The organism is Streptomyces xingningensis (assembly GCF_054957865.1).
Window position 1 is genome coordinate 24,685 of record NZ_JBDJPF010000022.1, and the last position, 26,410, is coordinate 51,094.

The 26,410-nt window shown below is 73.7% G+C and carries 25 protein-coding genes and 1 pseudogene; 13 read left to right on the plus strand and 13 right to left on the minus strand.

The window, feature by feature from the left end:
- Positions 1–49: 49 nt before the first annotated feature.
- The 4 genes from msrB to ABCR83_RS14000 all read right to left on the minus strand — a co-directional run bounded on the left by msrB (position 50) and on the right by ABCR83_RS14000 (position 3,403).
- A complete protein-coding gene (gene msrB / locus ABCR83_RS13985) occupies positions 50–457 on the minus strand; it encodes a peptide-methionine (R)-S-oxide reductase MsrB (protein WP_462695285.1) in 408 nt (135 codons plus the stop codon).
- Between the two features lie 13 nt (positions 458–470).
- Complete coding sequence (gene murC, locus ABCR83_RS13990; protein ID WP_462695286.1) at positions 471–1,862, minus strand: UDP-N-acetylmuramate--L-alanine ligase; 1,392 nt, start codon at positions 1,860–1,862, stop codon at positions 471–473.
- Positions 1,863–1,950: 88 nt separating this feature from the next.
- On the minus strand, positions 1,951–2,433 hold the full coding sequence (locus tag ABCR83_RS13995) for an indole-3-glycerol phosphate synthase (RefSeq protein WP_462695287.1): 483 nt from the start codon (positions 2,431–2,433) through the stop codon (positions 1,951–1,953).
- Positions 2,434–2,629: 196 nt separating this feature from the next.
- Positions 2,630–3,403, minus strand: coding sequence for a pyrimidine reductase family protein (locus tag ABCR83_RS14000; RefSeq protein WP_462695288.1), 774 nt, complete (start codon positions 3,401–3,403; stop codon positions 2,630–2,632).
- 72 nt (positions 3,404–3,475) lie between these two features.
- Here ABCR83_RS14000 and zapE point away from each other — a divergent pair, with 72 nt between their 5' ends.
- Entirely contained in the window at positions 3,476–4,603 is a 1,128-nt protein-coding gene (zapE, locus tag ABCR83_RS14005) for a cell division protein ZapE (protein WP_462695289.1), read from the plus strand.
- A gap of 173 nt (positions 4,604–4,776) precedes the next feature.
- On the opposite strand, the pseudogene ABCR83_RS14010 reads toward zapE, so the two are convergent.
- Together ABCR83_RS14010 and ABCR83_RS14015 are read right to left on the minus strand one after the other, a co-directional pair.
- Positions 4,777–5,199 (minus strand): annotated as a pseudogene (locus tag ABCR83_RS14010) (ABC transporter); the annotation flags it as partial.
- A 109-nt stretch (positions 5,200–5,308) separates the two neighbouring features.
- Complete coding sequence (locus tag ABCR83_RS14015; protein ID WP_462695290.1) at positions 5,309–5,545, minus strand: hypothetical protein; 237 nt, start codon at positions 5,543–5,545, stop codon at positions 5,309–5,311.
- A 151-nt stretch (positions 5,546–5,696) separates the two neighbouring features.
- Between ABCR83_RS14015 and ABCR83_RS14020 the strand changes: the two genes are divergently transcribed.
- A complete protein-coding gene (locus ABCR83_RS14020; protein ID WP_462695291.1) occupies positions 5,697–6,473 on the plus strand; it encodes an aminoacyl-tRNA hydrolase in 777 nt (258 codons plus the stop codon).
- 79 nt (positions 6,474–6,552) lie between these two features.
- Positions 6,553–6,786, plus strand: a complete 234-nt coding sequence (locus ABCR83_RS14025; RefSeq protein ID WP_462695292.1) for a BlaI/MecI/CopY family transcriptional regulator — start codon at positions 6,553–6,555, stop codon at positions 6,784–6,786.
- Here ABCR83_RS14025 and ABCR83_RS14030 read toward each other — a convergent pair.
- From ABCR83_RS14030 to ABCR83_RS14045, 4 genes are all read right to left on the minus strand, one after another.
- Positions 6,712–8,472: a phospholipase C gene (locus ABCR83_RS14030; protein WP_462695293.1), complete on the minus strand. Its 1,761-nt coding sequence runs from the start codon at positions 8,470–8,472 to the stop codon at positions 6,712–6,714. The two genes, ABCR83_RS14025 and ABCR83_RS14030, sit on opposite strands and share 75 nt — an antisense overlap.
- A gap of 65 nt (positions 8,473–8,537) precedes the next feature.
- Complete coding sequence (locus ABCR83_RS14035; protein ID WP_462695342.1) at positions 8,538–9,689, minus strand: Dyp-type peroxidase; 1,152 nt, start codon at positions 9,687–9,689, stop codon at positions 8,538–8,540.
- A gap of 53 nt (positions 9,690–9,742) precedes the next feature.
- Positions 9,743–10,939 (minus strand): imelysin family protein, encoded by a 1,197-nt coding sequence (locus ABCR83_RS14040; RefSeq protein ID WP_462695294.1) that lies wholly within the window; start codon positions 10,937–10,939, stop codon positions 9,743–9,745.
- A gap of 121 nt (positions 10,940–11,060) precedes the next feature.
- Positions 11,061–11,747 carry a nuclease-related domain-containing protein gene (locus ABCR83_RS14045; protein WP_462695295.1) on the minus strand — a complete coding sequence of 229 codons (687 nt, stop codon included), beginning with the start codon at positions 11,745–11,747 and terminating at the stop codon, positions 11,061–11,063.
- 352 nt (positions 11,748–12,099) lie between these two features.
- On the opposite strand from ABCR83_RS14045, the gene ABCR83_RS14050 reads away from it, so the two are divergent.
- The 3 genes from ABCR83_RS14050 (at position 12,100) to ABCR83_RS14060 (ending at position 14,779) form a co-directional block, all read left to right on the plus strand.
- Positions 12,100–12,273, plus strand: coding sequence for a hypothetical protein (locus ABCR83_RS14050; protein WP_462695296.1), 174 nt, complete (start codon positions 12,100–12,102; stop codon positions 12,271–12,273).
- Between the two features lie 42 nt (positions 12,274–12,315).
- Entirely contained in the window at positions 12,316–13,089 is a 774-nt protein-coding gene (locus ABCR83_RS14055; protein ID WP_462695297.1) for a TIGR04222 domain-containing membrane protein, read from the plus strand.
- Positions 13,090–13,210: 121 nt separating this feature from the next.
- Positions 13,211–14,779: an alpha/beta hydrolase gene (locus ABCR83_RS14060; RefSeq protein ID WP_462695298.1), complete on the plus strand. Its 1,569-nt coding sequence runs from the start codon at positions 13,211–13,213 to the stop codon at positions 14,777–14,779.
- Between the two features lie 5 nt (positions 14,780–14,784).
- Here the strand turns inward: ABCR83_RS14060 and hemQ are convergent, their stop codons facing one another.
- A complete protein-coding gene (gene hemQ / locus ABCR83_RS14065; RefSeq protein ID WP_462695299.1) occupies positions 14,785–15,498 on the minus strand; it encodes a hydrogen peroxide-dependent heme synthase in 714 nt (237 codons plus the stop codon).
- Entirely contained in the window at positions 15,495–16,928 is a 1,434-nt protein-coding gene (gene hemG / locus ABCR83_RS14070; protein ID WP_462695300.1) for a protoporphyrinogen oxidase, read from the minus strand. Before hemG ends, hemQ begins: the two co-directional genes overlap by 4 nt.
- 119 nt (positions 16,929–17,047) lie before the next feature.
- On the opposite strand from hemG, the gene ABCR83_RS14075 reads away from it, so the two are divergent.
- From ABCR83_RS14075 to ABCR83_RS14085, 3 genes are all read left to right on the plus strand, one after another.
- The gene (locus tag ABCR83_RS14075) at positions 17,048–18,241 is read left to right on the plus strand and encodes a thiolase family protein (protein WP_462695301.1); all 1,194 of its coding nucleotides are present in this window, start codon (positions 17,048–17,050) and stop codon (positions 18,239–18,241) included.
- Between the two features lie 31 nt (positions 18,242–18,272).
- Positions 18,273–19,445 carry a 4-hydroxybenzoate 3-monooxygenase gene (locus ABCR83_RS14080; protein ID WP_462695302.1) on the plus strand — a complete coding sequence of 391 codons (1,173 nt, stop codon included), beginning with the start codon at positions 18,273–18,275 and terminating at the stop codon, positions 19,443–19,445.
- 89 nt (positions 19,446–19,534) lie between these two features.
- Positions 19,535–20,902, plus strand: coding sequence for an FAD-dependent oxidoreductase (locus ABCR83_RS14085; RefSeq protein ID WP_462695303.1), 1,368 nt, complete (start codon positions 19,535–19,537; stop codon positions 20,900–20,902).
- A 7-nt stretch (positions 20,903–20,909) separates the two neighbouring features.
- Here the strand turns inward: ABCR83_RS14085 and hemE are convergent, their stop codons facing one another.
- On the minus strand, positions 20,910–21,977 hold the full coding sequence (gene hemE / locus ABCR83_RS14090; RefSeq protein ID WP_462695304.1) for a uroporphyrinogen decarboxylase: 1,068 nt from the start codon (positions 21,975–21,977) through the stop codon (positions 20,910–20,912).
- Between the two features lie 89 nt (positions 21,978–22,066).
- On the opposite strand from hemE, the gene ABCR83_RS14095 reads away from it, so the two are divergent.
- The 4 genes from ABCR83_RS14095 to ABCR83_RS14110 all read left to right on the plus strand — a co-directional run bounded on the left by ABCR83_RS14095 (position 22,067) and on the right by ABCR83_RS14110 (position 26,358).
- On the plus strand, positions 22,067–22,723 hold the full coding sequence (locus ABCR83_RS14095) for a DUF3000 domain-containing protein (protein WP_462695305.1): 657 nt from the start codon (positions 22,067–22,069) through the stop codon (positions 22,721–22,723).
- Between the two features lie 186 nt (positions 22,724–22,909).
- The gene (locus ABCR83_RS14100) at positions 22,910–23,569 is read left to right on the plus strand and encodes a LuxR C-terminal-related transcriptional regulator (RefSeq protein ID WP_462695306.1); all 660 of its coding nucleotides are present in this window, start codon (positions 22,910–22,912) and stop codon (positions 23,567–23,569) included.
- 84 nt (positions 23,570–23,653) lie between these two features.
- Positions 23,654–24,922 carry an HRDC domain-containing protein gene (locus ABCR83_RS14105; RefSeq protein WP_462695307.1) on the plus strand — a complete coding sequence of 423 codons (1,269 nt, stop codon included), beginning with the start codon at positions 23,654–23,656 and terminating at the stop codon, positions 24,920–24,922.
- Between the two features lie 215 nt (positions 24,923–25,137).
- Positions 25,138–26,358, plus strand: a complete 1,221-nt coding sequence (locus ABCR83_RS14110; protein WP_462695308.1) for a thiolase family protein — start codon at positions 25,138–25,140, stop codon at positions 26,356–26,358.
- The last annotated feature ends 52 nt before the right edge of the window (positions 26,359–26,410 follow it).

A 26,410-nucleotide genomic window follows, 5' to 3' on the forward strand; every position in this document is an offset into this window, starting at 1 on the left:
ATCACCAGCCCAACGGGTGAAGAGGGGCTCCATTCACTGACTCGTCAAGTCAGCCCTCGTCAAGGATCAGCCGCAGCGAGATCGAGTTGATGCAGTACCGCTGGTCGGTCGGGGTGGGATAGCCCTCGCCCGCGAAGACATGGCCGAGGTGCGAGCCGCAGCGCGCACAGCGCACCTCCGTGCGGGCCATGCCGTGCGAGCGGTCCTCGAGGAGCTCGACGGCCGAGGAGTCCTTGGGATCGTAGAAGCTCGGCCAGCCGCAGTGGCTCTCGAACTTCTCGGTGGAGCGGAAGAGTTCCGCGCCACAGGCCCGGCAGGAGTAGACACCGGCCGTGGTGGTGTCGGTGTACGCGCCGCGGAAGGCGGGCTCCGTGCCGGCCCGGCGGAGCACCTGGTACTCCGCGGGGGACAGCTCGGCGCGCCACTGCTCGTCCGTCTTCTCTACCTCGTAGGCCACCGGGGGTCCTTTCTCAGTGCTCCAGGCGGGCCAGGATCTTCGGACCGAGGTCGGTCACATCGCCCGCGCCCATGGTGAGAACGAGATCACCGGGGCGGGCCATTCCCGCGATGGCCTCCGGCACGGCGGCCATGCCGGGCCCCGGGAGCACCCGGGCGCCCCTGGCCTCGGCGGCGTCGATGATCAGGGCGCTGGTGACGCCGGGGATCGGGTCCTCGCGGGCGGGGTAGATGTCGAGGACGACGGAGGCGTCGGCGAGGGCGAGGGCCTCGCCCATCTCGGTGCCCAGCTCCTGGGTGCGGCTGAAGAGGTGGGGCTGGAAGACCACCAGGACCCGGGCGCCGGCCGCGGCGCCGCGGATCGCCTCCAGGTCGGCGGTCATCTCGGTGGGGTGGTGGGCATAGGAGTCGATCACCTGGACGCCGCCCGCCTCGCCCTTGAGCTGGAGGCGGCGCCCCACCCCGGTGAACTCGCCGAGCGCGGTGGCCAGATCACCGGCCGGAATGCCGAGGGCGACGCCCGCGGCGAGGGCGGCGACCGCGTTGTGCGCATAGTGGCGGCCGGGGACGGAGACCGCGAAGGTGAGCTCGCGGCCCCCCAGGAGGACGGTGACCTCGCTGGTCAGACCGCGCGGGGTGACGTCCAGGACGCGGACGTCCGCATCCTGGGCCGAGCCATAGGTGACGACCTCGATGTCCTGGCGGGCCAGCCGCCCGGTCAGCTCGCGGGCGCCCGCCTGATCGGCGCAGACGACCAGGGTGCCGCCCGGGCGGATGCGGCCGACGAAGGTCTCGAAGGACTCGTGGATCTCTTCCATCGAGGCGTAGTTGGCGTGGTGGTCCAGCTCCGCGTTGAGGATGATCGCGACCTCGGGCGCGTACTTGTGGAAGCTGCGGTCGCTCTCGTCCGCCTCCGCGACGAAGAACTCGCCGCCGCCGTGCCGGGCGTTGGAGCCGGGGCCGTCGAGGTCGCCGCCGATGGCGTAGGACGGGTCGAGGCCGAGGGAGCCGAGGGCGACGGCGAGCATCGAGGTGGTGGTCGTCTTGCCGTGCGTGCCGGCCACGGCGACCGTGCGCAGGCCGTCCATCAGGCGGGCGAGGGCGTCCGAGCGGTGCACCACGGGGATGCCCTGCTCGGCGGCGGCCGCCAGCTCGGGGTTGTCGGGCCGGATGGCACTGGAGACGACGACACAGCTGGCGTCCGGTGCCAGGTGCCCGGCGGCGTGGCCGATGTGCACGGTGGCACCGAGCGCGCGCAGCGCCGCTGCCGTCGCCGACTCCCTGGCGTCGCTGCCCGCGACCCGGGCGCCGCGCTGGGCGAGGATCTTGGCGATGCCCGACATGCCGGCGCCGCCGATGCCGATGAAGTGGGGGCGTTCCATCGTCGTGGGGACGGCCGGTGCCATGTGCGGTGCTCCCTGTGTTCGCGGTCGGGCTCTCGCCCGATTCTCGCACCCGCCGCCGACAGCCCGTCCCACGCCCGCCGGCGGCCGGTCACCGCCCGTCCCGCTCCTCGTCGGTGTGGGCGTAGAGCTTGAGCACCGGGACGCCGACCTTGTGCCGGGCCCGCGAGGCCCAGTCCCGGTGGAAGAACTCCTCGACCAGGTGCGGGGCGGTCAGCACGATCACCTCGTCGGCGTGGGTCTGTTCGACGACGGACCGCAGCAGATCGAGCGGGTGGTCGTCGATGATCTGGCCGACGGCCTCGCTGCCGGCCGCCCGCAGGCTGCGGAGCGAATGCTCCAGGGCGAGGGCGGCCGGTTTCAGGGCCGCCTCGCCCTCGGGCTCGTCCCCCTCCCGGACGGCCTGTTCGAGCTCGCCGAGCGCGACGTCGTCAATGGCGCGCAGCAGCCGGTCCTCGGCGCCTCTGGGCTGCATCAGGACCACAAAGGACATGGTGTCCTCGTGGAGGGTGGTGACGAATTCGACGTCCGCCTCGGACAACGCCTGCTCGATCATCAATACGCTCGTGAACACGGTGGGAGCCCTTCTCCTCCGTGGGCCACCGGCCCACACAGAAACCATCCTGCGCGTGCTCCCCGTGAACCGGATTGTTTGCGTCCCGCGCCCTCGGGGGAGCGTCAGACTCAATTCTGCCCACCGGACAGGAACCGGAACAGAGAATTCCGCCGATTGTCAGATCCACGGGCACACTCAGATCCACGGGGCACACTCAGATCCTTCGGTACGTGGTGAAGAGGAACCCGGCCTCTTCGAGCACGCACCCGAGCGCGAAGCGCTCCGGCACCTCCAGCGGCGGGCCGCCCGCGATCCGCGGCGCGCTGCCGGCGGCGATCACCGGGGCCAGCGAGAGACACAGCTCGTCCAGCACTCCGGCGGCCGCGAACTGTCCCAGCAGCCGCGGCCCGCCCTCGGTGAGCAGCCGCGTCAGCCCGCGCTCCGCCAGCAGCCCGGGTATCCGCGCCACCGTCACGCCCTGCCCCTCCCCGGCCACGATCACTTCGGCGCCCGCCGCGCGGGCCGCCGCGACCCGGTCCGCGGGGGCGCCGGAGCCGGTGAGCACCAGGGTGGGCACCAACGGCGCGGTGAACAGCGGAAGCGAGAAGTCCAGATCGAGCCCGGCGCTCACCACCGCGATCACCGGCGCGGGCCCCTGGCCGAGCGCCGCGCGCCGCGCCGCGAACGCCTCACGGGCGCGCGCGGGCCGGTAGCTCTCCTGCCGTACGGTCTCCGCCCCGACCACGACCGCGTCGGCGAGGCCGCGCAGGGTGCCGAAGATCCGCATGTCGGCGGCGGAGGAGAGCGGTTGGGAGCGCCCCTCGTGATGGGCCGCGCCATCGAGCGAGGAGACCATGTTGGCCCGCAGCCAGCCGTCTGCACCGGCCGGCCGGCCGGGATAGGCGTAGACATCCGCCAGCTCGTCCAGCCCCCACTCGCGGTCCTCGAGGTCGGCGGGGCTGAGCGGGGAGGGGAACAGGCGTCGCATAGGCCGCAGTGTGACATGCCTCGCCCCGCTCCGGGCGACGGGTGCGCCTTCAGGGATCTACCCTGAACAGTTGTGTCGTCCTCCACCGCATCGTCCTCAGGCGCAGCGTCCTCGGGCACCGGCTCCCCCGGCTTCGGCGAAGGGTCCGAAGAGCCCGTCGCGCTCATCTCGCGCGCCCCGCACGTACCGGCCGACCGTCTGGTCGCCGAGATGGTGCCGCCACCGCGCTTTGACTCGGTCCGGTTCGACACCTACCTCCCCGACCCGAACCAGCCCAGCCAGACCGAGGCCGTGGCTGTCCTCGGCTCCTTCGCCGCCGGGCTCGGCGGCGGGTCCGCCGCGGGCGGCGGCCGTCGGCGCTGGTTCCGCCGGGAGGCGAGGCCCACCGCCCCGGGCGGTCCGCGCGGCGTCTACCTCGACGGCGGCTATGGCGTCGGCAAGACCCACCTGCTGGCGTCCCTGTGGCACGCCACCCCGGCGCTGCCCGAGCACAAGGCCTTCGGCACCTTTGTGGAGCTGACCAACCTCGTCGGCGCGCTGGGCTTCCAGCAGACCGTACGGACGCTGAGCGGTCACCGGCTGCTGTGCATCGACGAGTTCGAGCTCGACGACCCCGGCGACACCGTGCTGGTCTCGACCCTGCTGGGCAAGCTGGTGGAAGCGGGCGTCGCGCTCGCCGCGACCTCCAACACGCTGCCGGGCAGGCTCGGCGAGGGCCGGTTCGCCGCCGCCGACTTCCTGCGCGAGATCCAGGGGCTCTCCGCGCACTTCCGCCCGGTGCGCATCGACGGCGAGGACTACCGGCACCGGGGCCTGCCGCAGGCCCCGGCCCCCTACGACGACGAGGTGGTCAAGCGGGTGGCGTATGCGACGGAGGGGGCCTCGCTCGATGACTTCTCCGCCCTGCTCGGCCATCTCTCCACGGTCCACCCGAGCCGCTATGGCGCCATGTGCGACGGGATCCGGACCGTGTGCCTGACCGGAGTCGAGCCGGTGCCGGACCAGTCGACCGCGCTGCGGCTGGTGGTGCTCGCGGACCGGCTCTACGACCGGGAGGTGCCGGTACTGGCCTCCGGGCGGTCGTTTGATGCGCTGTTCAGCGAGGAGATGCTGAACGGGGGCTACCGGAAGAAGTACTTCCGGGCCATCTCGCGGCTGACGGCGCTGGCCCGGGACGCGGGGCGGCTGGTCGCCGGGTAGGGGGTGTGTCCCGGCCCCGCCCGATGTGCGGCCCCGCCCGATGTGCGGCTCCGCCGCAGTGGACTTGCCATACTGCACACACTTGCCGCACTGCACACAGCCGGCGACGGGTCCGCCCGCACCACCGGAGTCCGTCGGCCCATCCGCTACCGACGGGCGCAGAGCGCGCACACCACGGCCGTGCCCAGCAGGGCGCAGGCGACGGCGGCCATCAGCCCGGCCGCGGGCCAGCGGGGCACCCGGTGCCGGAGGTCGGCGCTGCGCGGGTCGCTGATGGCGGTGACCACCGCGGTGCCGGCCACGGCGAGCGCGGTCGAGGCGAGCAGCGCGGCGAGCACCGCCGAGAGGTGCACCCGCCAGGGACCAGCCGCGGCCGCGGCGCAGTCGCGCGCGGCGTCGGGTTCATTGGTCACGTACACCCGGACCAGCCAGGCGGCGACGGGCACCAGCGCACCGGCCGCCCAGCCGAGCGAGTCCAGCACGGGCTGCCCGGACTGTACGCCGACGACCATGCAGAGGGCATACAGCAGCAGGGGCGGCAGCCAGCGGTGCGAGCGGAGCAGCAGGGCGGTCTGGTAGCGGATCAGGGCGGTCATCGGCTGGGATCACCTTGGGGTTCTGCGGTCGTGACCGCGCGGATGTGCCAGGGCGGGGCGGCGGTGAGCAGGGCGCGCAGCAGCGCGTCGGAGTGGTCGGCGGCAACGGTCAGCCGATCCCTCCGGGTGGCGCGGGTTCGGCCGCCGGGTCGCCGGGCAGGCCGTCCGGCAGTGCGGCACCGGACGGCGCCCCGGCCTCGATGCGGACGGTCCGGAGCGGGGGCCGGGAGCCGGTGTCCGCGGCCGGAGCCGGAGCCGGAGCCGTGGTGAGTGTCCCGGCCGCCACCCGGTGCACGGAGGTGCAGGACCCGGCCAGGCGGCGTGGGTCGTGGTCGACGAAGACCACGGTGGCCCCGGCGGCGACGCGTTCGGTGACGGCACGGTCGAGGACGGCGCGCGACCTCGGTGAGTCGCATCTGGTCCCTCCCCCTCCGCGATCCCCGTGATCACCATAGCGGCCCGTAACAGCCCGGGGCAGAGCTGGCAGACTTGAGGCCGTGACCAGCTCTGACAGCACCGAGGCCCATCCGTTCACCCCGCCCGGGGACCCCCGGGACAGTGCGCCGCAGTTCGTCCTGCCGCTGGTGGTGCGGATCGAGAAGGCGCACCCCCCGGCCCGTACGGACGCGCTGGAGACGGCGGCGCGTGCGGTGCTCACCCTGCTGTCCGACGAGCGGTCGCGGACAGACGGGGAGCGGACGGACGGGGAGTGGGCGCAGGCCGTACGGGACTGGCAGGACGCCCGGATCCGCAAGGTGGTGCGCCGGGCGCGGGGCGCCGAGTGGCGCCGGGCGTCCGCGCTGCCGGGGATCACGGTGACGGGTGTGACCGCCGAGGTACGGGTCTTCCCGCCGGTGCCTTCCCCAAGCTCTCGGCTTCGCTCGAGCAGGGGATACCCCATCGACAGTTGGCCCAGGGAACTGGCGAAGCTCCAGGTGTCGGGTACGGATCTGGCGGACCCGGAGCCGCCGCCCGCGCCGGACCCCGCACGGCCCGTGCTGTGGCTCAACCCGGAGCTGGCGATGTCCGCGGGCAAGGCCATGGCCCAGGCCGGGCACGGGGCGCAGCTGGCCTGGTGGCGGCTGGACGAGGCGGAGCGCAAGGCCTGGCGCGAGGACGGTTTCGCGCTGTCGGTGCGGACCGCCGGTCCGGCGGGCTGGGCCGCGCTGACGGCGAGTGGGCTGCCGGTGGTGCAGGACGCGGGGTTCACGGAGATCGCCCCGGGGTCGTGCACGGTGGTGGCGGATCACCCGGCGCTGCGCGGGCGTCTGTGACGGGGGTCGGGGGCGGTGTGGTGAGCCCGTACACTCGGGGAGCGGAATCCGGCAGCGGACAGCAGAGGACATCTGGGCAATGGGAGCGGGCGTACGCCGCGGTTGGCGCCGGGCGAGTGGGGCGCTGGAGTGCGAGGTCCTCGCCACCCTGCAGCGGGCGGACGCGCCGCTGACTCCGCGTGAGGTCCAGGACGGGCTGGCGGGCGAGCTCACTTACAGCACGGTGGTGACCCTGCTTTCACGGCTGCACGGCAAGCGGGTGCTGCGGCGGCTGCCGCGGGGGCGCGCCTACGCCTACGCACCGGTCGGATAGTGCGGGGCAGGGAGCCGGGGTTCCGGGCCGCCCTGGTTCCGGGGTGCTCTGCTCGGCCGGTTCCGCGCGGGAGGCCGAGCGCACCGAGCCGTCCGGGTTCAGCAACACCCGCCCGCCGTGCGGCCGTTTGAAGTCGAAGAGGTTCAGCAGGGAGCCCGCCCGGCTGTCGAAGGCGCCATCGCCGATGCGGCCGGTGTGCCAGTTGTCCTCGATGAACCTGAGGATCGAGGTCTGTTCGGTCGGGGTGTGGTCGACGGTGTTGACCTTGCTGTAGGGGGAGATCACCAGCAGCGGCAGCCGGGGGCCGGGCCCGCATCTGCCCTGCCGGCCGCCCGCCGGTGCGGGGGTCCGGCAGGCGGGGCCGTCCAGCGGCCGTCCGCCGGCTCCCTTCGCCGTGATCCGCGAGCCGTTCAGCGGCCGCGCGTAGGCGTGGTCGTACCAGCCGTCGGAGTCGTCATAGGCGATGACGACGGCGGTGTCCCGCCACTGCGGCGCGCTCTGGATCTGGTTGAGCCGGCTGACCAGGAAGTGCTGTTCGTCGAGCGGGTCGGAGTAGCCCGCGTGCCCGTCCTGGTGGGCGGGGGCCTTGAGGAAGCTCACCGAGGGCAGCCGGCCCGCCCGCAGGACGGCGTCGAAGTCGGCGAGGTCATAGGCGTGGTTGGCCGGTCCGGCGTGGCCGATCTCGGCGAGGGAGGCCGGCGGCAGGTGGTGCGGGTTGGCGGTCGACCGGTAGTACTGGAACGGTGCGTGGTGCGGGATGTAGTCGATCACCTCGGCGCCGCCGGTGTTGGTGTGCGTACTGCCGGAGCACCGGGCGTGGTGCCCGGGCCGCCCGTCCCAGGGCGTGCTCGGCCGGAAGCCGCCCTGGAACCAACCCCAGCTGACCTTGCGGGCGTTGAGCAGATCGCCGATGTTGCGGCCGCGCAGGGCGACGAGCGGGCTGCCCGCCGTGTGGTCCGCGTCCGAGCAGTCGTCATAGGCCGGGTCGGGGTCGTTGGTGAGGGTGCCGACGCCCCTGGCGTCCGGGGCGGTGACGGCGTACGGGTCGGGCCTGCGGGTCTGCCGTGGGCGCTCGGTGTCCGAGGCGGGGTCGGTGGAGACCGCGCCATGGGTCTGGCCGGAGACCAGGTTGACGGCGCCGGGGGTGGAGGGGCCGTAAGTGGTGCCGAAGGAACGGTCGTTGAGGGCGTAGTGCTGGGCGTAGTTCCACAGGGCGGTGACGGTGTTGCCGTCGTAGTAGTCCATGACCAGGCCGGGTTCGCCGTAGAGGGGGCCGGAGCAGGTGCCGGAGTCGGTGTACTGGACGAACCGGTCGGCCCGGCCCCCGTGGGCGGCGTACTGCTGGGGGCTGTAGGAGTGGTTCTGGTCGCAGGTCATGGCCCGGCCCGGGGAGAGCCGCCGCGGCGGGTACTGGTTGGGGTTCTTCGCCAGCAGGCCCGCGGTGCGCAGGTTGTCGATGTCCTTGGCGGCCCGGGGGGTGTTCTTCGCCGGGGTGAACCGGGTGCCGTCGGTGTTGGCGGCCCGGGGATAGGTGGCGAAGTAGTGGTCGAAGGACACGTTCTCGTCGTAGAGGACCACCAGGTGTTTGACGGGGGTCGCGGTGGACGTCCCGCCGACGGCGGGTGCCGGGGCCGGGCCGGTCGCGGCCAGCGCGACGACAACGGCGAGCACTGCCCGTGTGATCATGCCCGGTCTCCTTCTCGGGTCCATCGGCTTCTGTTCATCGGATGCTGTTCATCGGATGCTGTTCATCAGGTGCTGTCCATCAGCGCGCGGCCGAACCAGTCCGCACGGTCCCGCACCCCGGGGAGCGCGAAGAAGTAACCGCCGCCGAACGGGGTCACATAGTCGGTCAACGGCTCGCCCGCCAGCCGCTGTTGCACGGCCGCGAACTGCCGTAGCGGGTCCCGCTGGTAGCAGCAGAAGAGCAGCCCCAGGTCGAGGTCGCCATTGCGGTCGACGCCCCGGTCGTAGCTGTACGAGCGGCGCAGCAGCCGCTGGCCCCGGGTCTGCGGGGTGCGGGGGTCGGCCAGCCGGATGTGGCTGTCCAGGGGGATCACCTCGCCCTTGGGGTCGCGGGCGTAGCACGGCGGGTCGGTCTCCCGGTTGCCGTCCAGGGGGGCGCCGGTGTCGCGGTCGCGGCCGAACATCCGCTGCTGCTCGGTGAGCGGGACGCGGTCCCAGAACTCGACCCGCATGCGGATCAGCCGCACCACCTGGTAGCTGCCGCCGGCGGTCCAGCCGGGTTCTCCGGAGCCGGGGCCGGTCCAGACCAGACGGTCCATCAAGGGGGTGTCGCGGGTGTCGGGGTTGGTGGTGCCCTCCTTGAAGCCGAAGAGATTGCGGGGGGTGCCGCTGGGGCGGGGCGGGCTGGTGAAGCCGTCGAGGCGCCAGCGGATCTGCATGCCGCCCCGGGTATGGCGGGTGAGGTCGCGCAGCGCGTGCAGCACGGTGTCCTGGCTGTCCGCGCACAGCTGGAGGCTCAGATCGCCGTGGCACCAGGCCGGGTCGGGGTCGTCGTCCGGGAAGACCGGCATGGTGCGCAGCCTGCGCGGTGCGGTGAGCCCGAAGCGGCCGTCGAAGAGCGAGGCGCCCACGGCCAGGGTGATGCGCACCGCGTCGGCGGCGGGGACGCGGGGGCCGAGGATTCCGGAGTCGGGCGGGGGTGCCGTGATGCCGGTGGGGTCGGGGATGCCGCCGGTGGCCAGGAAGCGGGCTCGTTCGGTGAACGTATGGAGCAGATCGGTGAGTTCGGCGCGGTTGGCGGTGGTGACATCGAGGGCGATGAAGGCGGTGCTGCGGGCGGGTGGGGTGAGGATGGCGGGCTGGTGGGTGCCGTGGAAGGCGGGGGCCGCCGGGGGGACGGCCACCGCCCGGCCGGTGAGCGGGGCCGGGGTGGCCATGGCGCCCAGGGCTCCCGCCGCCGCGCCGCACAGGAAGCGGCGGCGTACGGGGTTCACGCCGCCCTCCGTACGGTGCACAGGGCCGCCACCGCGGCGAGGCGCTCGACCAGGTCGCCGAAGTCCGCGTCCAGTTGCTCGTGCCGGGCCCGGCCCAGCGGGGCCCGGGCGTCGTCCAGGGCGCGCCGGGTGTGGTCCAACTGCCGGTCGAGGGCGTCCAGTTCGCGGTACCGGGTGCGCAGCAGGGGGCGCAGCCGGGCGAGGACCTCGCCGGTGCCGTCGAGCTGGGCGCGGGCGGTGGCGAGGGTGGTTCCGCTGCCGTAGTCGGTGCGTCCGGTCAGCTCGAACCGCATGGTGTCCTCCAGGATTTCGTGGGCCCGCCGGACCAGGTCGGCCGGGTCCATGCGGGTGCGGTCCCAGGCGTCGCGCAGGGCGCGGACGTCGGCGGCGAGGCGGCGGGCCGCGCGGCGGAGCCCGGCGGGTTCCTCGTTGTGCCACAGGCCGTACTCGAGCCGGTGGAAGCCGGTGAAGCCGCGGTCGTGCACTCCGCCGGGCAGGCCCGCGCTGGTCCGGTCGATGGCCTCGGCGGCCTCGCCGAAGGCGCCGTACGCACCGCCCAGCCGCTGGTAGCCCAGGTGGGCGGTGAGCCAGCGCCGCCGGGCGAGGGCGCGGTCGTCGTCCACCGCGGCGCGCAGGGCGTCCGTGGCGGCCACGAGTGCGGTGAGCCGCCGTCCGGTCCAGCGCTGGTAGTCCAGGGTCGGCGGGATCAGGTCGCCCCGGGTGACGGGCACGGCGGCGGGGCCCGGGGCGGCCGTGCCGGGGATGTGCACGGTGGGTCCGGTGACGGCGTCCGCGTCCTCCGGCAGGCAGACGAAGGCATAGCCGCCGGCGCCGAGCCGGACCCGCAGCAGCCGGACCGCGCCCGGGCCGATGCCTTCCGCCTCGCCGTACACCGCGCCGGTCCGGGCGTCCTGGAGGCGGACGTCGGCGGCCCCGGCGGTGGTGTTGCGCAGGGCGAACTCCTGGGTGCCCGGCCGGGGCCGGGACCAGCCGCGGCCGCAGTCGCCGGGCGAGACCTCGACGACGGCCGGGGACGGCGGCCCGGCCCGGTGGGCGGCCGGGGCCCGGTACGGGGGTGCGGTGCACGCCGCGGCGGTGACGGCCAGCAGCCCGGCGACCAGGGCGGGTCCGGTGGGGCGGTGCGGGTTACGGGAGGGGCCGCGGTGGGGGGACAGTCTCCGGGGATCCGACATCCTGCACTCCGCGCCTCGCTACCGTTCCGGCCGGTCAGGCCGTCATGGTAAGCAGCTCATCGGGGCGCAAGGCCTCACACGGGCCACCGCCGTCCCCGGACTTCACTCATCTGACGGTGGCTCACCCCCAGAGCCAGACCCGACGGTTGCGCGCCACGGTGTGGATCCGGTCGACCCGCTCCGGGTGCAGCACTCCGCCGAGCTCGCCCAGCCCGGGCACCTCGCCCTCCCGCAGCACCCGTACGTCCTCCAGGGTGGCCGCGACCTCGACGCCGGTGGCCCCCACCAGCACCACGACCGGCCGCACCGGCACCGTGAAGCCGCACCCCCGGGAGAGCACCAGCGTGGAGCGCGCCGCGCTCTGCCGCGCCCGGCGGACACAGGGGCGCGGGTGCCGCTCCCCGGCGACCCGGGCCATCACGTCGTCCACCCGGACCCGCGCCCGGCGGGTCCGTTCGACGTCGACACAGAAGACGCCCCCGGGCCCGATCAGCAGATGGGCGATCACGGCCTCGCCCGGCAGGACGACCGAGTGCACCACTGCCCAGCCGCCGTCGGTGAGCCGCTCCAGAGCCGCGCCGACGAGCTGCTCCGCGGCCAGCGCCCGGCGCCAGGAGTCCTCCACGGGCCGCCGGCCGAGGAGGCGGGCGACCGCGAGCCGGGCCCGGCCGCGCCGGGAGGCGTCGAGCCGGGCGCGCAGGGTCTCGCCCGGGCGATTGGGGGCGAGGTCGTCGTCGGGCGGGAGGAACAGCCTGTCGGGGTCGTAGCTCTGTCCGCCCGCGCTCTTCGCCTTCGGCCGCTCACGCACGCCCACCACCCCCACCGCCATCTTGCCGCAGAAGGGCGGGAACCAACCCAATCGGCCGCCCGTTGGACCCGGTGAGGCCCCGCGACGTCCCCCCGATCGCGGGGCCTCACCAGTCGAGTTCGCGAGTCGAGTTCGCGGAATCGCCGTGGGGATCACGGGCGGGCGGTTGGGGTGTGTCCGGTGGGTCGGCACGGGTGCCGCGGCGCTCCCCCAGCTGACGCTGGGAGGTGCCCCCATCACCAGACACCGCGGAACCCGCACCGACCCACCGGACACACCCTGGTTTCTGTGCGGTGAGAGCGGCCCCGGCCGCTCCCGTGCCCCGGGCACCGGCCCGGGAAGAGGAGACACCATGCGATCCGTCACCGGCACCGGGCTGGTCGACTTCGACGCCCTCGCCTCCCGGGCCCCGCGGCAACCCACGCCGCGCGCCGATGAGTTGAGCACACCGGAGCCCTCGCCCGGCACCACCTATCCGCTCCCGCCCGCGGTCATGCGCCCGTCCCCCGGGGATTCCGCCCGGTAAATCCGGCTGCGTCCCCGCACACCCGTCGAGTAGAACGCTTGTATGTGGATCGCCCTGCTACTCGTCACCTGGGCCGTGGCCCTGATCGCCTGCGGCCGGGTGTGCCTCGCCGCGGTCTCCGCCGCCCGGCCCCGGAGCGTCCCGGCCGGACCCCGGATCACCGCGTTGACGCTCTACGAGGCGGCGTTCCTGGCGGGCGGCCCGCAGCGGGTCACCGATCTCGCGCTGGTCGCGATGGGCCGCCAGCGACGGCTGCTGCTGGCGCACACCGGGTGGGCGACGGTCGTCGACCCGGTCGGCCGGGACGAGCTGGAGCGCTCGGTGATCACGGCGATCGGGCCGGACGGCCAGTCCCCGGTGCCGGCCATCCGCGCGGCGCACCGCACCGCCGACGCGGTACGGGACCTGTCCGACCGGCTGACCGCGGCCGGGCTCGCGGTGCCCGCCCGGGAGCGGCGGGAGGTGTCCCTGGCGATCCGCCGACTCCGCTGGGCATGCCTGGTGGTGCTGTGCACCGGGGCCGCGGCGGTGCTCACCATGCCGCCGGAGGCGGCCCGGGGGCCGGCACCGGCCTGGTTCGTCCTGCCACTGGTCCTGACCGCCGGCTGCCTGGCGATGGCCCTGGTGGAGGTGCACCCGCACACCAACTGGGCGTCGCACGCCGGCCGCAAACTGCTGGACGAGGTGGCCGCCGGTCCGCCCCCGGCAGACGACCGGGGGCTGCTGGCCGCGCTCGCGGTGCGCGGGCGCAGGGCGCTCGCCGATCCCGGGCTGCGCGCCGCACTGTCCGCCCGGTTGCAGGGGTACAGATACTGAGGAACGGTCACCAAGGGGTCCCTTCGGGCCCATTGCGGCCGACATCGCGGCTCGGTGCTTTACTTCACCAACCACCCAATCAAATATCCCTTTTGTCGCATTGAACACGAAGGGACGGCCAGTGAGAGCAGCAGCCCTGTACGGAACCGTCGGATCCCTGATCCTCACCGGGCTCACCGCCCTCACCACCGCTCCGGCACAGGGCACCGGCGCCCTCTCCCCGGACGGCCGCGCCGAAGCGCGCGGCGTGGTCCGGGCCGCCGAGCGCGCCGCCGACCGGGGCATCGACTTCGGCTCCTGTCCGGACGCCGAGGGACTGCCCTCGCCCGTGGAGTGCGGCTCCGTCTCCGTCCCGATGGACTACGCACGGCCGGACGGCGAGCAGATCCGGCTCACCGTCAGCCGGGGCCACGCCACCGGCGGGCGCTCCGCGCGACAGGGCGCCCTGGTGTTCAACCCCGGCGGCCCGGGCGGCTCCGGCATGATCTTCCCGCTGCTGGCCGGCATCCCGCAGTGGCACCGGCTCGCCGAGTCCTATGACTTCATCGGGTACGCCCCGCGCGGCGTCGGCCGCTCCGCGCCGCTGTCCTGCGCCGACCCGGCCTCCTTCGACCGGGCCCCCAGCGACTCCCCCGAACACCCCACCGCCGCCTACAAGAAGCACCGGCTGGAGAAGGCCCGGGCCTACGCCCAGGGCTGCGCCCGCCGGACCGGCAACGACCTGCAGTTCTTCAACAGCCGCAACAACGCCCGCGATCTGGACGTGCTGCGTGCGGCGCTCGGCGAACGGCAGCTCAACTTCATCGGAGCGTCCTACGGCACCTACTTCGGCGCCGTCTACGCCACGCTCTTCCCCGGGCATGTACGCCGCATGGTCTTCGACAGCGTGGTCAACCCCGACCCGCACAAGGTCTGGTACCAGAACAACCTCGACCAGTCCGCCGCCTTCGAGCGGCGCTGGAACGACTGGCGCCGCTGGGCCGCCAAGCACGACGACGTCTACCACCTCGGCCGCACCGCGCAGCAGGTGCTGGCCTCGTACGAGCGGGCCGGCCGGCGGCTCGGCCACCGGGCCGCCGGGGGCAAGGTCGGTCCGGCGCAGCTCCAGGGCGTGCTGCTGAGGGCGGGCTACAGCGACAGCGGCTGGGTACCCGCCGCCCGGGCCCTCGCCGCCTATCTGCGCGGGGACGACAAACCGCTGCTGGCGATCGCCTCTTCCGACCCGTCGGGCGCACCGGCCGCCGAGAACGGCAACGCCGTCTACACCGCCGTGGAGTGCAATGACGCGCCCTGGCCGCGTTCCTGGCGGGTATGGGACCGCGACAACTCCCGGCTCGCCCAACGGGCTCCCTTCGAGACCTGGAGCAACGCCTGGATGAACCTGCCGTGCGCGTTCTGGCAGGCGCCCCGGCAGCGGCCGCTCGAGGTCCGGGTGGACCGGCGCGCCCTGCCGCCCACCCTGCTGCTGGCCGCCGAACGGGACGCGGCCACCCCCTACCAGGGAGCCCTGGAACTCCACCGCAGACTGCCGGGTTCGGCACTGGTCACCGAACGCGGCGCCGGCACCCATGGCATCGGCGGCGGCCCCAACGCCTGTGTGAACCGCTACTTCGAGGCATACCTGCTGACCGGTGCGGTCCCGGACGGGCGCGCGAGCTGCGCCGGACGCCCGGAACCCAAGGCGAGCTGAGCCGGTCAGGCGAGCGAGGCCACCAGCTCCGCGACCGCCTTCCGCCGCCCCGTGTAGAACGGCACCTCTTCCCGTACGTGCATCCGCGCCTCGGAGGCCCGCAGGTGGCGCATGAGGTCGACGATCCGGTACAGCTCGTCGGCCTCGAAGGCCAGGATCCACTCGTAGTCGCCGAGCGAGAACGAGGCGACCGTGTTGGCCCGTACGTCCGGGTAGCCGCGCGCCATCTTGCCGTGGTCCGCGAGCATGCGGCGGCGGTCCTCGTCGGGCAGCAGGTACCAGTCGTAGGAGCGCACGAACGGGTACACGCTGACGTAGTCGCGCGGGGTCTCGTCGGCGAGGAACGCCGGGATGTGCGCCTTGTTGAACTCCGCCGGGCGGTGCAGCGCCATGTTCGACCACACCGGCTCCAGCGCACGCCCGAGCCGGGTGCGGCGGAAGCGGTTGTAGGCGTCCTGGAGGGCGTCCGAGGTCTCGGAGTGCCACCAGATCATCACATCGGCATCGGCCCGCAGCCCGGACAGGTCGTAGGTGCCGCGCACCGTGACGTCCTCCTTGGCGAGCTGCGTGAAGAGCTCCTCGACCTCCTCGGCGTAGCCGGTGCGATCCTGCGGCAGCACCTCGCGCAGCTTGAACACCGACCAGAGGGTGTAGCGGATGACCTCGTTGAGGTCCTTGGCCTTCTTGCCGGCGTTCGGGATCTTCTGGGCGTCAGTCATGGTCCCCATTGTCCCCCGTCGTCACCGGCGCCCTCGGCCAGGGTGGCGAGCAACTCGTCGGCCGCCCGGTGCGCGTCGGCGATGCACGCCGGGATGCCCACGCCGTCGTAGGCGGCGCCACAGACCCGCAGTCCGGGCAGGCGCGCGACGTCCGCCCGGATGCGGGCGACCCGGTCGAGATGGCCGACCGGATACTGCGGCAGGCCCGACTCCCAGCGGGTGACCCGGCCGGCCACCGGCTTCGCCGAGAGGCCCACGGCGGCACCGAGGTCGGCCAGCGACATCCGCACCAGCTCGGAGTCCTCGCGCCGCAGGTCGTCCTCGTCCCGGTAGCGCCCCAGGGAGGTGCGCAGCACAAACAGCTCCGGGTCGGCCGCACCGATCCAGCCCCACTTGTTGCTCGCGAAGGTGGCCGCCTTGATCTTCCGGCCGTCGACCGGCGGCACCAGGAAGCCGCTGCCCTCCGCCGGCCCGGTCACCTCCGAGCGGCGGAAGGCCAGCGTGACCAGGGCCATGGAGGCGTACTCGACCGCGGCGAGTTCGGCGGCGGCGGTGCCGGCCGTCCGGCCGAGCAGCCGGGCCGCATCACCGGCGGGGGTCGCCAGGACCACGGCGTCGGCCGTCAGCACCGAGTCCCCCAGGTCGAGCCGCCAGCCGTCGGCGGCCCGGGCGAGCTCGACGACGGGCGTGCCGGTGCGGATCTCGCCGCCCCCCTCGCGCACCGCGTCCGCGACCGCGAGGGGCAGCCGCCCGATGCCGCCGTCGATGCCCATGAAGACCGGCCCGCTCCGCCGGGGGGCCGCCGCCTGGACCTCCCGTACGGCGTCGGTCAGCGAGTCATGGGTACGGACGGCCGCGAAGAGCGCGGGCAGCGCGGCCCGCATCGAGATCCGGTAGGAGTCGCCCGCATAGACCCCGCCCAGCAGCGGCTCCACCAGCCGGTCCACCACCTCGCGGCCCAGCCGCTCGGCCACATGGGCGCCGATGGCCACGTCCTCGCCGATCTCGGTGCGCGGCAGTCCGGCGTCGCGGGCGATCCGGGCCAGGCCCGCTTCCGAGACGATCCCGGAGGCGGCCAGGGGTGCCAAGTCGCCGGGCACGCCCATCAGATGCCCCTTGGGCATGGGGCGCAGTGCGCCGCGGGTCCATACGGACGCGGTCGAGGTGGCGGGCGGCTGGAGCCGGTCGGCGAGGCCGACCGCGCGCGCCAGCTCGACCGCCTCCGGCCGCCGGGCCAGCATCGACTCGGCACCCAGGTCGACGGGCAGGCCCGCGATCTCGCCCGCGCGCAGCTTGCCGCCCAGGCGGTCCCCGCGTTCCAGGAGCGTGACGCGCGCACCGCCCGCCAGCAGCCGATGGGCCGCCGCCAGACCCGAGATTCCACCGCCGATGACGGCGACATGGCGCTGGGAGGGGTGCGCTTCGCTCATGGCCCCACTGTCGCAGACGGCCGTCGGTACCCGTCCGGCACCCCTATTGACAGCCTCCGCCGCCGCGCAAAGACTCGCCGCCAGCGCGATCATTGGCCCCCGACGCCTGTGGAGACCCCATGAACGACCGCATCCGGGATGTGTACATCGTCGACGCCGTCCGCACCCCGGTCGGCAAGTACGGGGGCGCCCTCGCCGCCGTGCGCCCCGACGATCTCGCCGCGCATGTGGTCCGGGCGCTGGTCGGCCGGGCGCCGGCGCTCGACCCGGCGAGGATCGACGATGTGGTGTTCGGGAACGCCAACGGCGCCGGCGAGGAGAACCGCGATGTGGCGCGGATGGCCGTGCTGCTCGCGGAGCTGCCGGTGTCGGTGCCCGGCGCGACCGTCAACCGGCTGTGCGCCTCCGGTCTTGAGGCGGTCGTGCAGGCGTACCGCGCGATCGCGGTCGGCGACGCCTCGGTGGTCGTCGCGGGCGGCGTGGAGTCCATGAGCCGCGCCCCCTGGGTGTTGCCCAAGCCGGAGCGGGCCTTCCCGTCGGGCCATCAACAGCTGTACTCGACCACGCTGGGCTGGCGGCTGACCAACCCGGCGATGCCGGCCCGGTGGACGATCCCACTGGGCGAGGGCGCCGAGCTGATCGCCGACAAGTACGGCATCGACCGCGCCCGGCAGGACGCCTTCGCGCTGGCCAGCCATCAGAAGGCGGCCCGGGCCTGGCGGGACGGCGACTACGCCGCCGAGATCGTGCCGCTGCCCGGTGCCGGGCTCGCGCGGGACGAGACGATCCGCGACAACACCTCCCTGGAGGCGCTGGCCCGGCTGCGGCCCGTCTTCCGCCCGGACGGCGGCACCGTCACCGCGGGCAATGCCTCGCCGCTCAACGACGGGGCAGCAGCCCTGTTGCTGTGCGACGAGGCGGGGCTGCGGGAGACGGGCCGCGAACCCCTGGCGCGGGTACGCGCCTCGGCCGTCACCGGCATCGAGCCCGACCTCTTCGGTCTGGGCCCCGTCGAGGCGGTACGGCGGGCGCTCGCCAAGGCGAACCGTTCCTTTGCCGACTTGACACAGTTCGAGCTCAACGAGGCATATGCCGCCCAGGTCCTGGGATGCTTCGCCCAGTGGCCGGACCTCGATCCGGGCATCGTCAACCAGCGCGGCGGGGCGATCGCGATCGGCCATCCGCTGGGCTGCTCGGGCGCCCGGCTGGCGGGCGCGCTCGCTCATCAGCTCGCGGCGGCGGGTTCCGGCACAGGGCTGGCGGCGCTGTGTGTCGGAGTGGGACAGGGCCAGGCGCTTGTCCTCGAACGCTGATCAGACCCCACCCATGGAGAGGCGGCCCGTCTTGCACACCACCGTCGGCATCATCGGGGCCGGTCCGGCCGGCCTGCTGCTCGCCCGGCTGCTGCACCGGGCGGGCGTGGACTGCGTGGTACTGGAGGCGCGCGACCGGGCCCACTGCGAGCGGCGGCACCGGGCCGGGCTGCTGGAGCAGGGGTCGGCCGACATCCTGCGGGCCTGTGGTGCGGGCGGCCGGCTGGACCGGGAGGGCCTGGTCCACAACGGGTTCGAGCTGCGCTTCGACGGCCGGGCGTACCGCCTCGACGTGTCGTCCATGACCGGCGGCCGCAGTGTGACGGCATATCCGCAGGCCGAGCTCGTCCAGGATCTGATCGCGCTCCAACTCGCCGACGGCGCACCGTTGTTGTTCGAGGCCCCGGTGCTCGCCGTGGAGCGGGCGGACAGCGAGCGGCCCGTCCTGCGCTACACCCATGGCGGCCGGGAGCAGACGCTCACCTGTGACTTCGTGGCGGGTTGCGACGGCCCGGACGGCGCCTCCCGCAAGGCGCTGCCGGCCGGCGGGTGGACATCGCACGGGCGCGACTACCCCTACTCCTGCCTCGGCATCCTCGCCGACATCCCGCCGGTGTCCGACGAGCTGGTGCTGGCCGGGCACCCGCACGGCTTCGCACTGCACTGCACCCACACGCTGACGGTCTCCCGGATGTACCTCCAGGTGCCCAGCGGAACCACCGTGGAGGACTGGCCCGACGAGCGCATCTGGGACGAGCTGGAGACCCGCCTGGCCTCCGACGGCCAACCGCTCGTCCGGGGGCCGATCCTGGCCAGGTCGGTGCTGCCGATGCGCAGCCGGGTGATCGAGCCGATGCGCCATGGGCGGCTGCTGCTGGCCGGCGACGCGGCGCACCTGGTGCCGCCGACCTCGGCCAAGGGGCTCAACATGGCGTTCGCGGACGTCGCCGCCATGGCCCGGGCGCTCATCTTCTGGCACACCAGCGGCTCGGCCGGACTGCTGGACCGCTACTCGGACTCCTGTCTGCGCCGCATCTGGCAGGCCCAGTCCTACGCACACGAGATGACGACTCTGCTGCACATCCCGCCGGACGCCGATGTGTACGACCGCCGGATGCAACTCGCCCGGATGCGCAGGCTCATCGGCCCCACCGCCGCGGCCGCCGAGTACGCCGAGAACTACGCGGGGATGCCCTTCGTCTGATGGCCCTTCTTGTGATGCCCCCTCTTCTGATGGCCCTTCTTATGATGGGCTGGGCGGGCGCAGGGGACCGGTGAGAGGACGGGGACACGATGGCGGTACGACGGCTGGTGGTCATCGGGGGCGACGCGGCGGGCATGTCCGCGGCCTCCCGGGCGCGGCGGCGGCTGGGCCGGGAGCAGCTGGAGATCACGGCGTTCGAGCGCGGCCGCTTCGCCTCCTACTCGGCCTGCGGCATCCCCTATTGGGTGGGCGGTGTGGTCGACGGGCCGGACGCACTGATCGCCCGTACCCCCGAGGCGCACCGGGCGCGCGGCATCGACCTGCGGATGCGGACCGAGGTGACCGAGCTGGACCTGGCCGGACAGCGGGTGCGGGCCCGGGATCTGACGTCCGGCCAGGAGACCTGGCACGGCTTCGACGACCTGGTGCTCGCCACCGGCGCCCGGCCGGTCCGGCCGCCGCTGCCGGGCATGGACGCGCGGGGCGTGTACGGCGTGCAGACCCTGGACGACGGGCAGGCGCTCATCGACGGGCTGGCGAAACCGGCGGCCCGCCGCGCGGTGGTGGTGGGCGCCGGGTACATCGGCGTGGAGATGGCGGAGGCGCTGGCCCGCCGCGGCCTCGGGGTGACGGTGCTGGAGCGCTCGGCCGAGCCGATGGCCACCCTGGACCCGGACATGGGCGCGCTGGTCCGCGAGGCGATGAACGGGATGGGCATCGAGGTGGTGACCGGGGCGGAGGTCACCGGGATCGTCACCGGCCCGGGCGGCGAGGCCACCGCGGTGGCCACCCGGGAGCGGGAGTACCCGGCCGAGGTGGTGGTGCTGGGTCTGGGCGTACGTCCGGAGACGGCCCTGGCCCGCGCGGCGGGCCTGCCGCTGGGCGAGTCCGGCGGCCTGCTGACGGACCCGGCGATGCGGGTGCACGGCCGGCCGGACGTCTGGGCGGGCGGCGACTGTGTGGAGGTCCTCGACCTGGTGTCCGGCCGCACCCGGCACATCCCGCTGGGCACCCATGCCAACAAGCACGGCCAGGTCATCGGGGCCAACATCGGTGGCGGTCACGCCACCTTCCCGGGTGCGGTCGGCACCGCGATAAGCAAGGTGTGCGACCTCGAGATCGCCCGTACCGGCCTGCTGGCGGCCCAGGCGGACGAGGCGGGGCTGCGCTGGGCGGCGGTGACGATCGAGTCGACCGGCCGCGCGGGCTACTACCCGGGCGCCCGGCCGATGACGGTGAAGATGCTCGCCGAGCAGCCCACCGGCCGGCTGCTCGGCGTGCAGATCGTGGGGCACCAGGGCGCGGCCAAGCGGATCGACGTGGCGGCGGTCGCCCTGACCGCCGGAATGACGGTCGATCAGCTGACCGCCCTGGACCTGGGCTACGCCCCGCCGTTCTCCCCGGTCTGGGACCCGGTCCTGGTGGCGGCCCGCAAGGCGGCGGCCTTGTCCGGCTGACGAACCGCTACCGGGCCGCCGTCCGCTCGTGCACAAACTCCACCAGCCGGGTCAGCGCCTGCGGGTCGGTGTCCGGCAGCACCCCGTGGCCCAGGTTGAAGACATGCCCGGGCAGCCCCCGCGCGGCGTCCAGCACCTCGCCCGCCTTGGCCTGCACCGCCTCCCACGGGGCGAACAGCACGGCCGGGTCGAGGTTCCCCTGCAGCGCCTTGCCGGGCCCGACCCGCCGGGCGGCCTCGTCCAGCGGCACCCGCCAGTCGACCCCGACGACATCCGCTCCGGCCTCGCCCAGCGGCCCGAGCAGCTCACCGGTGCCGACCCCGAAGTGGATGCGCGGCACTCCGTACCCGGCGACGGCGTCGAAGACCTTGGCGGAGGCGGGCATCACCTGACGGCGGTAGTCCGCGGGGGCCAGCGCACCGACCCAGGAGTCGAACAGCTGCACCGCCGAGGCACCCGCCTCGATCTGCACCGTGAGGAAGGCGGCGGTGATGTCCGCGAGCCGGTCGAGGAGTTCGGCCCACAGCCCGGGGTCGCCGTACATCAGCGCCTTGGTGTGCTCGTGGTTGCGCGACGGCCCGCCCTCGACGAGATAGCTGGCCAGGGTGAAGGGGGCGCCGGCGAAGCCGATCAGCGGGGTGGCGCCCAGCTCGGCGGTGAGCATGCGCACCGCCTCGGTCACATACGCCACGTCCCCCGCCTCCAGCGGACGCAGCCGCTCGAGGTCGGCGCGGGTGCGGATGGGCCGCGCGACGACCGGCCCGACGCCCGGCTTGATGTCGACGTCGATCCCGATGGCCTTGAGCGGCACCACGATGTCGCTGAAGAAGATCGCGGCATCGACCCCGTGCCGTCGCACCGGCTGCAGGGTGATCTCGGTGACCAGCTCGGGCCGCATGCAGGATTCGAGCATCGGAACGCCCTCGCGGACCTTGCGGTACTCGGGGAGCGAGCGGCCCGCCTGGCGCATAAACCAGACCGGAGTGTGCGGCACGGGTTCGCGCCGGCACGCCCTCAGGAACGCCGAATCATGTGCCGCGGTGCGACCCGTCTGCTGCTGGCTGCGCTCACTCATGCCCCAAATCTTCGCACGGGCCGAACGAGTGACCCGCCGCGTGGTGTCCCTACCCAAAACCGCGGGTCGTTCCGCCTAGTCTTCCGGGCATGGCTGCGGCGCACGGGAACCACTCGGATGGTCCGGACGACGTGGGTGGGGAGGGCTCCCCGTCCGTCTTCCGGCAGGCGGTCGCCGGGCTGCAGGGCGTGCTCCTGCGGCCCGAGATCGAACTGGACGCCACCCCGCCGCCCCAGCGGCTCGCCCCGTACTCCTACGCGCTGGAGGCCGCGGTCGTCGTGGACGACGAGGAACTGGCGGACGGGCGGCTGATCCTGCTGCACGACCCGGCGGGACACGACGCCTGGGGCGGAACCTTCCGTCTGGTCACCCTGGTCCACGCCGACCTGGAAGAGGAGATGGCGGCGGACCCGCTGCTGCCGGAGGTGTGCTGGTCCTGGCTGACCGGGGCGCTGGAGGCGCGCCGGGTCCCTTACTCGGCGCCCAGTGGCACGGTGACCCGGGCGGGCTCGCATTACTTCGGGGGGTTGCGGGAGCGGGAGCCGTCGACGCAGATCGAGATCAGGGCGTCGTGGTCGCCGGTGGAGCCCCCGGGCGCCGGTGCCGCGCCCTCCGCGCCCGACACCGCGGCGCACCTGGCGGCGTGGTGCGATCTGCTGTGCCAGATCGCGGGGCTGCCGCCGGGCGGTGCGCAGGAGGCGGGCGTCGTGACGCTGCCCCAGCGGCGCGGCCCGCAGAGCCGCTGACGATGCCCTGACACACCTCCGACCGGAGACTGGCCGGAATTGCCCGAATTGTTACTCACTAATTCGTGATCATTCCCTAAAGCCGGGCGGTTTGGCTGCCGAAGGACCTTGTGACCCTTCCCATACGGATCGCCCCGGCTTACCCACAAGTCGGCACCCGTCCCCGCCACTCCCCCTGGAGGCCTGGTGTCCGTTCTCCTCGAGCAACCGGCGAGCCTCGCCTACCGCCCGACCAAACCGACCGCCATGGTCGTTGTCGCCGACCCCCGCGTCCGCTCCACCGTCACCCGCCATCTGTGGGCCCTCGGGGTCCGCGATGTGATCGAAGCGTCGTCCATCGCCGAGGCCCGGCCCCGCATCGGGAGCCCGCGCGACATCTGCGTGGCCGATGTCCATCTCCCCGACGGCTCCGGTCTCACCCTCCTGTCCGAGACCCGCGCCGCGGGCTGGCCCAATGGCCTCGCCCTCTCCGCCGCCGATGACATCGGCGCGGTCCGCAACGCCCTCGCGGGCGGCGTCAAGGGCTACGTCGTCACCGGTACCCGCACCAACATCGGTATCCCGGGCCGTCCCGGCATGGCCCCCATCGGCTCCGCCGCGGCCCGGATGCAGCGCCGTCCGCCCGGAGCCCCTGGGCATCCCGGCGGTTACCGCGAACTGTCCGGGCGGGAGGTCGAAGTCTTGCGGCTGGTTGCGGAGGGCCAGTCCAACAAGGCGATCGGCGTCTCCATGGGACTGTCCGCACTCACCGTCAAGAGCCACCTCGCCCGCATCGCGCGCAAGCTCGGCACCGGCGACCGCGCCGGAATGGTCGCGGTGGCCCTGCGCACCGGCATCATCCACTGATCCCGCGATCCCACGAGAACCCGGACGCCCGTCGGCGGAACGTTCCGCCGACGGGCGTCCGTCATCGCCGGATACCCTTGACCGGTGACCGACGCCCAAGAGACCGCAGCAGACACATCACTGCGAACCACCGGGGGCGGCCCCCCGGACGACGTCGATTCGGCGCCGACTCCCCTGCTCGAACCACGCGAGGGCATCCCGCCCGTCGTCGCCGACGCCAAAGCCCTGGCCGAGGTCGTGGCCGCCTTCGCCGCGGGCACCGGACCCGTCGCCGTCGATGCCGAGCGCGCCTCCGGCTACCGCTACGGCCAGCGCGCCTACCTCGTCCAGCTGCGCCGCGCGGGCGCCGGGTCCGCGCTGATCGACCCGGTCGGCTGCCCCGACCTCGCCGCCCTCGGCGATGCCATCGCCGACGCCGAGTGGGTGCTGCACGCCGCCACCCAGGACCTGCCGTGCCTGCGCGAGATAGGGATGACGCCGTCCCGGCTCTTCGACACCGAACTGGCCGGGCGCCTCGCGGGCTTCGCCCGGGTGGGGCTCGGGGCCATGGTCGAGAACGTCCTCGGCTACGCCCTGGAGAAAGGCCACTCCGCCGTCGACTGGTCCACCCGCCCGCTGCCGGAGCCCTGGCTGCGCTATGCCGCGCTGGATGTGGAGCTCCTCGTCGACCTGCGCGACGCCCTCGAGACGGAGCTGGCCCGGCAGGGCAAGCTGGAATGGGCCCGCCAGGAGTTCGCGGCCATCGCCGCGGCGCCGCCCGCCCCGCCGCGCAAGGACCCCTGGCGGCGTACGTCCGGCATGCACAAGGTGCGGCGGCGGCGCCAGATGGCCGTGGTCCGCGAGCTGTGGACCGCGCGTGACCAGGTGGCGCAGCGGCGGGACGTGTCGCCGGGCAAGGTGCTCGGGGACGGCGCGATCATCGAGGCCGCGCTGAACATGCCGCCCAACTCCCATGCGCTGGCAGCGCTGCCCGGGTTCGGGCACCGCATGGGCCGTCGTCAGCTGGAGCAGTGGCAGGCGGCCATCGACCGGGCCAAGGCCATGCCGGACGCGGAACTGCCGCAGCCCGGGCAGCCGCTGACCGGGCCGCCCCCGCCGCGGGCGTGGGCCGAGAAGGACCCGGTGGCGGCGGCGCGGCTGGCGGCGGCGCGGGCCGCGGTGTCGGAGCTGGCCGAGCGGCTGACCATGCCGCAGGAGAATCTGATCACCCCGGACACGGTGCGCCGGCTGTGCTGGGAGCCGCCCGAGAATCCGACGCCCGAGAGCATCGCCGCGGCGCTCACCGCGCATGGCGCCCGCCCCTGGCAGGTGGAGCAGGTGACGCCGGTCCTGGTGACCGCGCTGTCGGCCTGACGCCGCACTCCCCCGCCCTGGCTCGTGGGCCCGCTGCCCGTCGGCGGACCCACGAGCCAGGGCGTTTCCGGCTCGGGTGTGACCTTCACCGCTCCGCCCCGGGGGACTGTGCAGCATGGTTACTCGTAAGTAGCATGACGGGTGTCAGCCCGCACCGCGGCGGAGCCGTACCGGCATGCCCGCGCGCAGCGATCCGCACCTGGAGGAGAGCCAACGTGCCTCGTACCGCTAGGGACGTCGTCTTCGTCGACGGCGTCCGCACCCCGTTCGGCAAGGCGGGCCCGAAGGGCATCTACCACGAGACCCGCGCCGACGACCTGGTCGTCAAGTGCATCCGGGAGCTGCTGCGCCGCAACCCGGACCTGGACCCGGCCCGGATCGAGGACGTCGCCATCGCGGCGACGACCCAGATCGGCGACCAGGGTCTGACCCTGGGCCGCACCGCGGGCCTGCTCGCGGGTCTTCCGCAGTCCGTGCCCGGCTACTCCATCGACCGGATGTGCGCCGGGGCGATGACCGCCGTGACGAGCGTGGCCGGTGGCATCGCCTTCGGCGCCCTGGACCTGGCCGTCGCGGGCGGTGTCGAGCACATGGGCCGCCACCCGATGGGCGAGGGCGTGGACCCCAACCCGCGCTTTGTCTCGGAGAAGCTGGTCGACGAGTCCGCCCTGGTCATGGGAATGACCGCGGAGAACCTGCACGACCGCTTCCCGCAGCTGACCCGTGAGCGCTCCGACGCCTATGGCATGCGCAGCCAGGAGAAGGCCGCCAAGGCCTACGCCGACGGCAAGATCCAGGCCGACCTGGTGCCGATCGCCATCCGCCGCACCTCGCCCGAGGGCGGGGAGATCGGCTGGGGCCTGGCCACCGCCGACGAGCCGATGCGCCCGGGCACCACCATGGAGGCGCTGGCGGGCCTGAAGACCCCGTTCCGCCCGCATGGCCGGGTGACCGCGGGCAATGCCTCCGGGCTCAACGACGGCGCGACCGCCTCGCTGATCGCCGCCGAGGATGTGGCGCACGAGCTGGGCCTGCCGGTCAAGATGCGGCTGGTCTCCTATGCGTTCGTGGGCGTCGAGCCCGAGGTGATGGGCTACGGCCCGATCCCGGCGACGGAGAAGGCGCTGGCCAAGGCCGGCCTGACCATCGACGACATCGGCCTGTTCGAGATGAACGAGGCCTACGCGGTCCAGGTGCTGGCCTTCCTGGACCACTACGGCATCGCCGATGACGACCCGCGCGTCAACCCGTACGGTGGCGCCATCGCCTTCGGCCACCCGCTCGCCTCCTCGGGCGTCCGCCTGATGACGCAACTCGCGCGGCAGTTCGAGGAGCAGCCGCAGGTCCGTTACGGCATCACCTCGATGTGCGTCGGCTTCGGCATGGGCGGCACGGTCATCTGGGAGAACCCGCACTACGTCGGAGGCGGCAAGTGAGCGAGCGCAGCGAGCGAACCATCAGAAGGTGCGCACCGTGCGAATGCACGGC